The 13,485-nt window shown below is 47.4% G+C and carries 12 protein-coding genes; 10 read left to right on the top strand and 2 right to left on the bottom strand.

From position 1 onward, the window contains the following. The first annotated feature begins 8 nt into the window (after positions 1-8). Positions 9-638, top strand: a complete 630-nt coding sequence (locus tag IPP66_15395) for a histidine phosphatase family protein (protein ID MBK9926660.1) — start codon at positions 9-11, stop codon at positions 636-638. Then, complete coding sequence (locus IPP66_15390; protein MBK9926659.1) at positions 638-892, top strand: Smr/MutS family protein; 255 nt, start codon at positions 638-640, stop codon at positions 890-892. The genes IPP66_15395 and IPP66_15390 overlap by 1 nt, the downstream gene beginning before the upstream one ends. An 8-nt stretch (positions 893-900) precedes the next feature. On the opposite strand, the gene IPP66_15385 is transcribed toward IPP66_15390, so the two are convergent. Continuing rightward, positions 901-2,148 carry an MFS transporter gene (locus IPP66_15385; protein MBK9926658.1) on the bottom strand — a complete coding sequence of 416 codons (1,248 nt, stop codon included), beginning with the start codon at positions 2,146-2,148 and terminating at the stop codon, positions 901-903. Positions 2,149-2,207: 59 nt separating this feature from the next. Between IPP66_15385 and IPP66_15380 the strand changes: the two genes are divergently transcribed. After that, positions 2,208-2,702: a GNAT family N-acetyltransferase gene (locus IPP66_15380; GenBank protein ID MBK9926657.1), complete on the top strand. Its 495-nt coding sequence runs from the start codon at positions 2,208-2,210 to the stop codon at positions 2,700-2,702. Between the two features lie 52 nt (positions 2,703-2,754). On the opposite strand, the gene IPP66_15375 is transcribed toward IPP66_15380, so the two are convergent. Next, positions 2,755-3,429 carry a 5'-methylthioadenosine/S-adenosylhomocysteine nucleosidase gene (locus IPP66_15375; protein MBK9926656.1) on the bottom strand — a complete coding sequence of 225 codons (675 nt, stop codon included), beginning with the start codon at positions 3,427-3,429 and terminating at the stop codon, positions 2,755-2,757. Positions 3,430-3,505: 76 nt separating this feature from the next. On the opposite strand from IPP66_15375, the gene IPP66_15370 reads away from it, so the two are divergent. The 7 genes from IPP66_15370 to IPP66_15340 all read left to right on the top strand — a co-directional run bounded on the left by IPP66_15370 (position 3,506) and on the right by IPP66_15340 (position 13,473). Then, positions 3,506-5,602: a protein kinase gene (locus IPP66_15370; protein ID MBK9926655.1), complete on the top strand. Its 2,097-nt coding sequence runs from the start codon at positions 3,506-3,508 to the stop codon at positions 5,600-5,602. A 9-nt stretch (positions 5,603-5,611) separates the two neighbouring features. Then, positions 5,612-6,091, top strand: a complete 480-nt coding sequence (locus IPP66_15365; protein MBK9926654.1) for a PaaI family thioesterase — start codon at positions 5,612-5,614, stop codon at positions 6,089-6,091. A gap of 139 nt (positions 6,092-6,230) precedes the next feature. Next, positions 6,231-6,800 (top strand): RNA polymerase sigma factor, encoded by a 570-nt coding sequence (locus IPP66_15360; GenBank protein ID MBK9926653.1) that lies wholly within the window; start codon positions 6,231-6,233, stop codon positions 6,798-6,800. After that, positions 6,797-9,163: a hypothetical protein gene (locus IPP66_15355; protein MBK9926652.1), complete on the top strand. Its 2,367-nt coding sequence runs from the start codon at positions 6,797-6,799 to the stop codon at positions 9,161-9,163. The genes IPP66_15360 and IPP66_15355 overlap by 4 nt, the downstream gene beginning before the upstream one ends. A gap of 78 nt (positions 9,164-9,241) precedes the next feature. After that, on the top strand, positions 9,242-9,997 hold the full coding sequence (locus IPP66_15350; protein MBK9926651.1) for an FAD binding domain-containing protein: 756 nt from the start codon (positions 9,242-9,244) through the stop codon (positions 9,995-9,997). 3 nt (positions 9,998-10,000) lie between these two features. Further along, a complete protein-coding gene (locus IPP66_15345) occupies positions 10,001-11,647 on the top strand; it encodes a hypothetical protein (GenBank protein ID MBK9926650.1) in 1,647 nt (548 codons plus the stop codon). A gap of 194 nt (positions 11,648-11,841) precedes the next feature. Then, positions 11,842-13,473 (top strand): hypothetical protein, encoded by a 1,632-nt coding sequence (locus IPP66_15340; protein MBK9926649.1) that lies wholly within the window; start codon positions 11,842-11,844, stop codon positions 13,471-13,473. Positions 13,474-13,485: the final 12 nt, after the last annotated feature.

Genomic DNA, 13,485 nt, shown 5'->3' with positions numbered 1-13,485 from the left:
CAATTGATATGCCGCTACTTTTATTGATCCGTCACGGGGAGAACGATTACACCAAAACCCACAGGCTTGCGGGAAGACTGCCCGGGGTTCATCTCAATGAATTCGGACAGAAGCAGGCTCAAGCGTTGGGTGATGCGTTGAAAGATGTCCCGATCAAGGCCATTTATTCGAGTCCGCTGGAGAGGGCGATGGAAACAGCAACACCCATCGCCAAATCCGTTGGGCTGACCATTCAAAAGGAAAAAGGACTGCTCGAGACGAACGTCGGTGATTGGCAGGGGAAATCACTCAAGCGGTTATATTTGCACAAGCATTGGAAAGTTGTACAACGGGCGCCATCGCGCGCGCAATTCCCGAACGGCGAAACGTTTTATGAATGTCAGAACCGTGTCGTGGTCGCGATCGATACGATCCTCGCCAATCATAAAGGGCAGGATATTGTGGCTTGTGTTTTTCATGCCGACCCGATCAAATTAGCAGTAGCTCATTATCTCGGGTTGCCGCTCGATCAATTTCAAAGGTTGGGATGTGATACCGGCTCGGTCTCTGCGCTCATGATTGGTGAGATGGGTGCAAGTTTGATGAAGCTGAATCAAAGACCCCCGTTCGATTTTCTACCAAAAGAAAAGAAGAAATAATGGCAAAGCTCAAATTAGACTTGCATGATATTTACAACAAAGGCTACCAGATCGACGCAGAACTTAACCGCATTGTTGAGGAAGCGGTAGACAAGAAGATCGCGCTCGTGGAAATCATCCCCGGCAAAGGGAGTGGACAGCTCAAGAAGAAAGTGTTGCGCTTTTTAAATCAGGGACACATCAAGAAACTATATCATCGCGTTGAGAAAGACGACAAGAATTTTGGGCGGATCTTTATCCACTTCAAATTTTGATCGGCGTATCACACAGGTTGTTCACAGGGCGCACGTATTTTATCGGGCATCAGGAACAACAGAAAACCCAAAATACGCAAACCAGCACTCACCCACAATGCTCCACCGAGGCCGATATAGTCGGCCAGCCATGTTCCCGCCAATGGTGCAACCACCATGGAGAGATATTGCATGGACTGTGCAATCGAAACCAAGGTCGCACTATATTCTACAGGGACAGTTTTCATCAGCTCATCGAAGAAGACAAGGTCCAGCCCACCCTGAAAAAAGCCCGCAAGCCCTGCATACAGGATGATCAATTCAATGCGAGGAGTTGTCGCGCTAAGGGCAGGATACAAAGCCATTCCCAAAGTTGTCGCTAACAAAACGAAACGTCCACTTCGCCTGAGGGAAACACGTGGCCAGAGAAAATATCCCGCCAACATCACCAAAGACAATGACATGGTCACTGCCCCGATCTGGCTATCGGTGGCATGCACTTCATGTACTAAAAATAATGGCATGATGGGAGTGCCGAGGGCTACCGCAGAAAGATAAACGAAACGCTTCAACGAGAAAGAAAGAAACACTGGGTTCGCCTTCAACAATTCAACGATTTGACCAAAACCTCCAGATCGGGCGTCACCATTTGTCGATGGCGGTATTTGATCTGGCAAAATGATCTTGTTCGAAAAATAATAGCTTAGAAATCCACCCAATGATAGAACAAGGAACATGATCGCGTAATTAACAGGGAAGTCAATCGTGTCGATCAGACGTGTGACAACGAACGTGCCAACGACCCCCGTCAAACCAAAGATCGTCCAGCGGCGGCTCAGGAGGGCATAACGGCCAGAGGGACCTGCAACATTATTCATTACAACTGAAAATGCAACTGCCAATGCCGTTTGAGGGATGGTGGCAAAAGCCCAGATCGCCAATGTAGCAATGACAATGATCTTTTCCGGGAGCAACAACGTGAGAATACCTGTCACAGCGTAACTGGAAAGGACCAGCAAACGCGATAAGCCATACCACGGGACGATGTTCTTTCTTGTTTGCAGGAACCGTCCAACAAAGATGGCAAGGAGCAAACCTGTCACGCCAGGCATGGACGAAAGCAAGCCCACTTGAAAATTGGACGCCCCCAAACGCGTCAGAAAAACGGGCAAGAATGGTGCGGCGATATTGGCAATGCTTACGCCGATTCCATCGATCAGTACATAACGAAAGTTTAATTTTTGAATACGAAATTGTTCTTCATTTGTCAGGTTCATGATTTAAGTTCGATGATTATAACGCCTGCAAGAAGGCGTGCTCAAAGTAAAATTAAGGCATGATCCAAATACGCACCATTCAACCTCACGAGACCGACGAAGCAAAGTATGTCATTTTCAAAGTGGCATACAAAGTATTTAAAGAAGCCAGCACATTGGAGGAATCCATTGCCAAGTATTCAGCACAAGGGACACTTCGTGATCTCGACGATATTCCGAAGAATTATTTCGAGAACGGCGGGACGTTTCTCGTAGCAGTTGATGACGGTCGCATCATCGGCACGGGTGCGATCCGTTTTTTAGAAAAAGATGTCTGTGAATTAAAACGGATGTGGTTGTTGACAGAATATCACGGTCAGGGACTAGGCTACCGAATGACCCAGGAATTATTTTCCATCGCGCGAGAAAAGGGGTACAAGCTCATGCGCCTCGAGACGGACAGAATATTTCAGGCACAGGCTGTGGCCTTTTATACAAAGTTGGGCTTCTACGAAATCCCGCACTACGAAGGGGATGACCCCGAAGACATGGCAATGGAAATATATTTAGCGTAGGGGTGACCCGCTTATATTAATAAGTATCTTCGTTAACCATGAAGGGTCGCCCCTACAATCGCACCGCGTCCAACCAAGCTGGCAATTGTTCAACCAACTGTTTCATGATTCCCTTTGCCCGTTCGTTGAAAATCTCAATATCGCTATAAGCTTCCCCGCCCTGCTCAGAGACCAAGTCACTGACCATACGTAGGATCAGCAAACGTGCCTTGTTTTTGCTCGCAACCCACGCTAAGGCCGCAGACTCCCAGTCTGCGGCGAGGACGCCCTTCGATTTGAGGAGGAGGATCTTATCTGGTGGCAGATCACTATCGGCCGAAGCGATGAGACCTCGTCGGGCAGGAAAAGGATGGGGTTCAGCAAGCCAGCTTAGGTCGAGGGAAGATGCGTAGTATGTCGTGATGTCCAGATCGCCCATGAGTTCCACAATATCGTAGAGGAAAGTCTGCTCAACAAGGATCAAGTCACCTTGCTGAACAACTCCCTCAAGGCCGCCACAGGTTCCAAGGTTGACAATGAGATCAGGCGAGTAGTGATCGATCACATATTGGATCGAAGCGGCCGATGCGGTCTTGCCCCAACCACTGTGAAAGAAAGCGACATGTTCATCACGGATGGGAGCATCAAAACATTCGCCAAATGGGAAAGCCTTAATGTGAGCGTCGGGAAACAACGGTTTCAAGCCATTCCATTCGGCTATTGCCGAAATCAAAACTACGGTCTTCATACACGGCCTCCATGGAAGAATGTGTTTGCAATGTTTTAGATTATAGCCTTTCGCCTGCGTGTTGTATAATTTGCTTATGCCCAATCTTATAGGTAAGTCACTCGGAAAAGTACGTGTCGATATGTTTCTGGCCAAGGGCGGAATGGCGGAAGTGTATATCGGTACACACACCACACTTCATCGCTCTGTTGCCATCAAATTTTTAAAAGCAGACCTGCAAGGTGAACCCGAATTACGGGAACGTTTTGAACGCGAAGCACGCACAATTGCTATGTTGCGTCACCCGAACATTGTGCAAGTGTTCGATTTTGATTCATATGAAGACCAACCTTTCCTCGTAATGGAATACATACCAGGGATGTCACTGGGATCGTATTTGCGAGAACTACACAAACGCAATGAACGACTCGATCTCACACAGATCCAATATCTCCTGACCAGAATAGCGAATGCCCTAACCTATGCACATCAAAATAATGTGGTCCATCGTGATGTGAAGCCAGCCAACATTATGCTGTTATCGCGATCCACTCCGGTGACTGCCGATAAGCCCCTGCCACAGGATGTGGAGCCGATCCTCACAGACTTTGGGCTTGTCCGCTTTACGCAATCGAACTCGCAAACCAGTACAGGAACCATTACGGGGACCCCCGCCTACATGAGCCCTGAACAAGCTCGTGGTGATAAAGTGGATGCACGCACAGATGTGTATTCATTGGGCATAACAGTGTATGAAATGCTTGCGGGACGTGTCCCTTTTGACGCGGATAGCACGTTGAGCGTTCTCCATAAACACATTCACGAACCGCCTCCTCCCATTGATGGACTTTCAAAACCGATCCAGGATGTGATCGACCGTGCACTGGCAAAGGAGGCGAACGAACGCTTCCAGACTCCGCTCGAATTTGCGGAGGCCTTCGAAGCTGTTCTCTCAGGGACAGCGGAAGCCGAAACCATCGGGTTCCCTGCATCCATGGCTAAATCCATCGTTACATCTCATAACAGTTTACAAACTACCGTAAAAGAAAATAAAAGCTCCATTGTCACGCCTATCCTTGTTGGCATCATAGTGATATTGATCGTGGTTGTCGCATCTTGGGCGGCGCAAACTCTCGGAAAACAAGCACCTATAACACCGCCCACATCCATAGCCACAGAAATCCAAAGTCACAATGAGGCGACCCCGGCTCCATCTACCACCGAAGCTGTCCCAGCGACACCGGGGACAGACCCCGTTGGTCTCTTACGCTTTCAAGATGGCTCTGCAGTTGCAGACCAGATCACATTCTCGTCCGGTGAATTGACTTTGCCCGCAGAGGGAAGTCAATACGAACTCTGGTTGATCGGAGACGACGGCGAAAGTCGTTTATCGCTCGGTGTGATCGGATTCGATTCGTCCAACCGTGCATTACTCACGTATGTCGATGAAGCGGGACGTAATCTGATTACGTTCTATCACGGGCTTGAGATCACCATCGAACCCAATCCAGATAACAGTCCGAATCCATCGAACGATGTAGCTTTTTCCGCAACCCTGCCCCCCAGCGGATATGTACATGTGCGACATTTGCTATCTGCGTTCCCAGCCGCGCCTAACCAAAACGCACTGATACGTGGTCTGGTCACAGACACAACGTTGGTAAAAAATATCGGTCAAGAAATGTTGACATCGATTGAAGCAGGCAAGGAAGCAGAAGCACGCCTGCAAGCCGAGAAAATGCTGAACATCATTGTCGGCTCAGAAAGTGAAGACCACACCGACTGGAACAGCGACGATATTGTTGATGACCCTAGTGATGGGTTTGGTTTATTACTAAACGGAAATAACGCAGGCTACATTCAAGGCAGTTTCACACACGCAAACTTGTCCATCACATCACCAGATGCCAACGAGAATATGTTGGTTCACGGCGATCACGTCAAGGCCGCCGCAGATAACGTCGGTGTGTGGGCTCCGCAGTTGCGCGATCTGTTAATTGAGATTCTCGAAAGTGAGGCCGGTTCCCCCGAAACAGCAGGAAAGATCCGTGAGGCGGTTGTGCTGGCGAATCAGATGTTAAACGGCGTGGATATCAATGGCAACGAGAATATCGAACCGATTCCCGGTGAAGGTGGCGCGTTGACAGCCTACGACCACTCGTATTACATGGCAGATATCGTTATCTTTCCGTAAGTCCCTTTTATGAAAATCAAACAACCCAACTCACGCATGTGCTTGATCTGTGGATTGGAGAATCCCGTTGGTTTGCATCTCCATATTTACGAGACAGAGCCCGGCGTTGTAGAAACCACATACACTGCACCCGATCACTTTCAAGGCTATCCCGGCGTTTTACACGGTGGCATGGTCAGCGCACTCATAGATGAAATCTCAGCCCGCGCACAAATGGGCAGTGACCCGATGGATCCACGCTTTATGTTCACGGCAAAGCTCGAAGTGAAGTATCGCAAAAACGTCCCTATCGGAAAACTATTGAAGATCGTCGGCAAGGCAGGGAAGACCAAAGCCCGCTCCGCTGAAGCCTGGGCGGGAATTTACGACGCTGAAACAAACGAACTTCTCGCAGAGGGAAGCACCCTGTTGATCAATGTCCCAGATGAGCAATTCGATAAATCCAAGTTAGATGAATTGGGGTGGAAAGTGTACCCAGAAGAAACGTAGGGGCTAGGTCTTCTCGCCCCGCTTTACTAACAACCAATCAGGAGCGGCGAAACCCCACACCTACAAAAACCGCAAAATTCCCTGTTACTTTTTACGACCTCCTGCAACATATTAAAGTGCGCACAAACACAGGAGGTCCATGACTACCCTTATGGCAGATCAAATACAGATCGAAGACGAAGCCAACCTGGCACGGTTGGCAGTCACAGACACAAATGCATTCGCTGAACTCTATCGGCGCAATGTCACGCGCGTCTATCGCTATCATGTCGCCCACACCGGCAACGTGAAAGATGCTGAAGATCTCACATCGCAAACTTTCATGGCCGCGATGGAGGGCATCCGTTCGTATCGCGGCACAGGCTCCTTTGCCGCGTGGATCATGGGAATCGCTTCAAAGCGTAGACTCATGTACTTTCGCGGACGCAGGCCCGAGGTCCAGTTGGACGCGGCGCTTCACGTCCCAAGCCCGGGCCTGGCGACTGACAAAGCAGCTTTTCAACGCCTCAAGCTTGAGTCGATTGCGAGCGCTTTGAAGAAGATCCCCTCCGAACGGGCCGAAGCGATCATCCTATCGTATTTCGGAGGATTATCGAATATCGAAACGAGCCGAGTGCTGAACAAAAGCGAAGCCGCGGTGAAGATGCTCATCTCGCGTGGACTGCAAGACCTGCGCGAGCGTACCTCCCTTGCATTGGAGGTGGAATGATGAACGATAAATTTAAAAATCACGAAGATAAGATCGCTGACCTGTTGAACCAGACGGCGGAAAACATCAACCCCAACCCACACTTTACAGAAAAACTGGAACGGGACTTAACACGCCTGCACACGACAAGGTCAAAACCCGCGTGGTTCCACTTCACGCGCAAACAAGTTTTCACTACACTGGCATGGACAGTTTCGCTAGTGGCATTTGCGCTCTTCATGAATTGGGCCATCAGCACGGTGGCGCCCGTTCCCACGTCGGTGCCTGCGGCAAACGATACATCTTTGCCGCCTGCAACAGAGAAGCCAGCGATCAACAACGATTCAAAAGGCACTCCCACAGGAAAAACCTACGATACATCGATAGGGCAATTTATCATGACGATGGATATGCCCGCAGGTGCCCCACAAGCCGTTCTCTACCAACTTGACAGCCCGCAAGATATTGCAGATTTCCAGGTCAAAACGATCCGTGATCTCGCATCGAGGATTGGCATTAATGGGAACCTTTACGAAATGAATGAGCGGTATGGCGGACCTGGGTATATATTCACGGATGGCAAGCAACGTATTGAGGTGATGGGCTATGGGGCTTATCAATTTTCGTATTACACAGACTACACCACATTTTCCCTCATTGCGAATCAGGGCAACAGCCTATCGCCCGAAGAGATGAGCACCAAAGCCGAGGAATTCCTAAAAGCACATGGATTGCTCGATTTCCCCTATCAAATCCAACTGCCCTCTGCTGATCCTAACAGCCGAATAGTGAACTTTGTTCCACGCTTGAATGACCTGCCCGAGTCCTACACCTTCGAAAACCTGACAAGCCTGCAAGTATCCTTCGATCGAAATGGTGAAGTGGCCATCGTAAGTGTGAACACTCACCCCTGGCAGGCCGTTGGCAGTTATCCGCTGATCAGCGCACAGCAAGCCTGGGATAAATTCATCAACAACGAGTTGAACGGTCTGGGCGTGGAAATGCAGTCGGGTGGATATATGCCTACTGCGGTTGATTCGCCATTCAGAGTCTGGAAGCGCAATGTTCCACTTAATCAGCCGACCAGCATGACCGGTATTGTGGTTTCTTCCAACGCAATAGACGATGAAACTCCCCTCCTTGTCATGGACAACGTCACATTGATAGGGAATCTCGAAGGGCTGATGGGTCTTGATGAGACGGTTCAACTCAACGGTCAATTTATCATGGCTGGCGATGTGAAAAAATTCCAGGTTGATAGTTGGCAACGCTCTGAACCCATGCCAACCCTGGACGGCACCCTCGAACAAACAGATGGTCAAAGCTGGCTAATCAGTAGCGATGGTCAACGTCTGCAAATGGAAGACCTTCCAGAAGATATTCAAGTCGATGAAAGAATCGTTGTGTACGGAATGGTCACAGACAATAAAATGGATTGGGAAACGATCTATCAAGGAGAAGGCAGTGGCGGCGGTGGAGGAGGCGGTGGCGGCGCAGGCCTGGCCCGCTTGAACCTGAGCGGCACCCCCATGCCAACCGCCACACCATTACCAGTCCCAACCCCGGTGGATTATAGCCCTCTGATCGGAAAGCGACTGGAAGGCGAACGCGGCGATGTGGATATATGGAATCTCCAGGCAGAGGATGGCACAACACGCTTTTCCTATAGGATCAACAACAATTCCGAAGCGGGATTCCTTGCATCATTCTGGCAGGCAAAACTTGAGGGTCCGGCCACCACAGGGCTGGAGACATACTATCATCTGCCTGTGAAGATCTGGGGCACCATTACCAGCATCAGCCCGCAAGGCATTCCAACCATTCAACTGGAACGGTATGAAGCGGTATACCCCGATGTAAAGATACAGGTATGGTACGGAAAGGAAACTCCAGCACAATTGGAAGATAAGAATGTCGTTCTCTTTACTGACGATGATGGAGCAGTATATGCAGAAAGCGACAGCCTCCAATATGGAGGCGAACCAATGCCTGTGGAAGAAGGTTTTATATTTTATGTTGTCGGGTGGGTTGACCCGGAACAGACCTTCGGCGGACACGCTGTGTTAAATGTGATCAATCGAGGCTCGGCTCCAAAGGATTTTGACTTTGACGGCATCGTCTCGGAGAGTATTATCCCGCCAACCGTGGACGAGGCTAGTGCAAACCCCATGAACGAGAGCACAACAGGGCTCATCACTCAAATCGAGTTGGTATATATTGGCGAAGACCAACTCCTTTCCGAAGTCAAGGAAGGGCGCACCCTCTACGCACAACCATTCTGGCGCTTTAGAGGATACTATAGCAAAATATCCTTCTTCGATATCATCGTCCAGGCCCTGCCAGATGAATATCTCCAGCCAGTGCCATTGCAAGACATACAATAAAATTTCAAGGCAACACACATACTGCCACCTGCGGGTGGCAGTATGTTTTTAACTGTATAATTAGTACGGAGACTCAAAATGATAACTGCCTACCACCGCCCTAAAACCTTGGATGAAGCCCTAAGCCTTCTGACTCAACCAAATACCCAACCCCTCGGAGGCGGCACGCTTCTTTCTCACGGGACGGCTGATCCCGTCCAAGCAGTGGACCTTCAACTTCTGGGCTTAGATTCCCTAAAAAAGAATGGTAACAATCTTGAACTTGGCGTCACACTCACACTGCAATCACTGCTCGAGTCAAAGCATTGCCCCGAAGCATTGAAGCACGCTTTGAAACTCGAAGCGCCACTGAACATCCGCAACTCTGCCACCGTTGCAGGGACGTTGGTCTCATGCGATGGGCGCTCCACTTTTGCAAGCGCCTTGCTGGCAATGGACGCAAAGATCGAACAAGCACTACTCAACAATTCAAATATCGAATATCGAACGACAAACATCGGTGATTTCCTACCGATACGGTCAACAAATCTCATCACAAAAATCATTCTCCCCATCAACATCAAACTCGCTTTTGAGTCCGTTGCCAAAACTCCCTCAGACAAACCCATCGTCTGCGCCGCCGTTGCACAGTGGAATTCAGGTCGCACAAGGCTTGCACTCGGTGGTTACGGCAAGAGTCCCATGCTGGCCATGGACGGGACGGAATCCGAGGGCATCGAAACTGCCGCACAAAATACCTACCACGAAGCGACAGACGAATACGCCTCCGCCGAATACCGCATGGATGTAGCATCCACGCTGGCGAAGAGATGTTTGGGGGCATTAACTTCATAGTTTATGAAATCAATTAAGGAATTCAAAATCAAAAGGCAGGATGCAGTAGAAGCCTTTCTTGTTTCATTACCCATATTAACCTATTGGGTCTACTGGACGTTGCATCCAAGCTATTGGATGAGTGGCGGCGACCCAGGAGCCTTGTATTTTATTGATTCACTCTCCGTTTTTATAGGAAAGTCCTATGTGTATGTGGATCACCCTGGCACGCCTGTACAATTGATTGGAAGTTTTCTTCTTGCTTTGACCTATCCATTCTTTCAAAGCCGTGAAGCATTCGTTCAATTCTTCATAGCAAGACCCGGTGTGTTTTTTTTGATGGCGAATATATTTTTGCTGGCAGTCAATCTTCTATGTGCAACAGTGTTTTACAAAACAGTCAAAGAAACTCTACATCAAAACCGTGTGGTGGGCGCAATGGCTATAACCTTGTTGTTTTTTATTGCCCATCCGCTTAGCTACCAATCATTAACACTATGGTCGCATAATTCTTTGAATTATCCTATAGGTACACTTTTACTAATTTGGCTCTATCGAGAAATGAGAAATGAGCAGGATGTTAAACATACCAAACTCATATTACTCGGTCTGACTTGCGGAGTCCTGGCAATCGCACAAATGTATTTTTTCGCCTGGATCGTTGCAGGAGTGTTCACGATTGTTATCTATGCTCTACGGCTTGGTAAAGGTTTCAAACAGGCCATAATATCAGGGCTTTACATGTCTCTGGGCGGTCTCATTGGGGTTGTGTTGATGTTAATTCCTATTCACAAGGAACTGCCACGTTTTGCTAAATGGCTCGGAAGTATTATTACACATTTAGGGATTTATGGTTCAGGTGAAAGCGGTGTTTTCTCTCTTTCGCTAATTCCTATTAGTGTTTCATTTTGGTGGTCAACAATACGTTTTATGATCATTTTGCTCTTAGCCAGCCTTGTACTATTGGGGGTATTCGTTTCTTGGGCAAAGAGAACAGCTACAAGAATTCCCGCTGGCGACTATTCAATGGTCGTTGGGCTGCTGTTTCAAATTACGATCATTCTTCTCCTTATGATCAAAGCATCAGTTAAGTTGAGGTACTCCCTTTCCCTTGCAGGCATCCTTCCCGTATTGGTTTTCCTGATCGTGAAGTTTCTAGAGTCAACGCCCTGGAAAGCAAGTTTAGTTTTAAAGGCCGCTTATATATTGGCCCTTGCCGGAGTAGTTCTCTCTTTGTACAACCAAAAAGAGAATGTTGACTATTGGTCGCAACTTGAAAAAGATACACAAAAGTCTAAAGACCGCGCAGTCAATCGTTTTGCAAAGAAAATGGGGATGAAAGAAAAAGATGTAGTCGTTGTATATGCCTACGCGACTCCATTGAAATGTGCAGGCCTGCTACATGCCAGCAACTGGACAGGTTCCTTCAAAGATGAGCTAGGAGATGTTTGTCCAAATCAACATGCGGTTTGGGATTCAAATATCGAGTTGAACACTGCAGTGCCGGTAAGGGCTATCACAGATATTGATTGGGACATTGTCGTTTGGCCTGGTAACGGTTCAGATCTGCCAAAATATTTAGATTCCGTTGGTGCCGTTAATATCCCGAAATCATGGAACGCACTCTATCCAAGCTGGTTCTTTATCCATTCAGATGTATTGACAAAATAATACGGACACGACTTGTTCGCCATTATGCAATAGATGTATTGCAAGCGGTGAACGTGTGCAACGCAGTCGAAAAATTAACGAGCAATGAATATAAATGGGCTGTTAATGAGAGAAAAAAGCGCTCGTCTCAAGAAAATACTATTATCTGACAAAGTATATAGTGATATAAAACAAACGGAGAAGCACTAATTCTTATGGTTGGTATCAAGAAAGAAAAAATTGCAGGGTACATTCTCATCGCAGCACCGCTTATCGGATATTGGGTATATTGGACTCGTCATCCAAGTTACTGGTTTAACGGAGATCCTGCTGCTTTCTATTTAATTGATTCCCTATCAGTATTTATTGGAAAAACCTACACATATGTCGATCACCCCGGAACACCAATTCACCTTATCGGCTCTTTGATACTTGCAGTTACACGCCCATTCTTTCAGGACATAAATTCTTTTATTCAATTTTTTATCACCAAGCCTGTGGTGTTCTTCATCATGGCGCATGCTTTTTTATTGGTCACCTGCCTTCTTACCGCAGGATATTTTTTCAATACTGCATATTCATCTCTAAAAAACTTCCGCTTTATCGGGGCGATCACCCTCCCTTTGGCATATTTTGTTTTCCACCCTCAAAGTTTTCATTCGCTTACACTTTGGTCTCATAACTCCCTGAACTACCCCTTTGGAACGCTGTGGCTGCTTTGGCTGTACAATGAATTGCGTAAAGAAACAAAGCTAAGCAGGAATTTTCTTCTTCTTTCAGGTGCTACCGTTGGCATACTGGCAACCGTCCATATATATTTTTTCACTTGGGTTGCTGGTGGGATTCTTACCATCTTTATTTATACCATTCGTATAAGTCGGTCGTATAAAAACGGTATTTCAGCAATCCTAATCTTTTTACTGGGCACGATAGCAGGAATTATTTCCATGTTAATCCCTGTCTACAAAGAATTGCCACGATTTGCAGCATGGTTAATTGAGATTAGCACACACACAGGGATGTATGGAATGGGCGAAACGGGAGTTTTTTCTCTCGAAATCATCGCAATCGCCGTTCGTTTTTGGTGGGCAAGCATCCCACTAACAATGGTCATGCTAATAACTTCCATCTTTACGGTCATTTGGCTGGTCCGTCAGGCACGAAAAATAGCATCAACAATCCCATCGTCGGTTCAAGCAATGGTCGTTGGGTTACTATTTCAGATAGCGTTATTGTTAATTCTGTTCACCAAGGCGGCTGTAAAATTACGATACACTCTTACGCTTGCGGCCGTAGTACCTGTATTACTTCTAGTGGTAATCAACCTATTTGAGTTTGTCAACTTGAAAAGAGCAAAATGGACAGGTGTAGTCCATGCTGCAATATTAATCAGCATGGCAATCACGCTTCCACAAGAAATAAACCTTGCACTGGAAAAATCCTATTATGAAGAAGAAGTGGAAGCGGCAAAAACTCAAGTTGTAAGTATGTTGGCAGAGGAGTTAGATGCACCCAAAGATGAAGTAAAGGTTGTATTTGCATATGGGACTCCCCTCAAGTGCGCAAATATGCTTATCGCTAGTGACTATACGGGCCACCTTAAGAATGAAGTTTCGGCTATGTGCCCCAATCAGTATGGGATCTATGACACAAAAATAAAATTAAATCCTGCCCAACCACTTGTTGATATTCGAGATATAGAATGGGACCTGGTTGTTTGGCCAGGGAACGGGAGTGATCTACCAAAGTACTTGAAATCGGTGAATGCCGTAAATATACCGTTATCCTGGCGTGTACAAAGATTGCAATGGTATTACGTTCACTCTGGTGCGATAAAACAAAAATAAAAGACAGTAAGA

Origin of the sequence: Candidatus Defluviilinea proxima, assembly GCA_016721115.1 — a bacterium.
Lineage (GTDB): Bacteria > Chloroflexota > Anaerolineae > Anaerolineales > Villigracilaceae > Defluviilinea > Defluviilinea proxima.
This window is presented reverse-complemented; position numbering and strand designations above follow the sequence as displayed.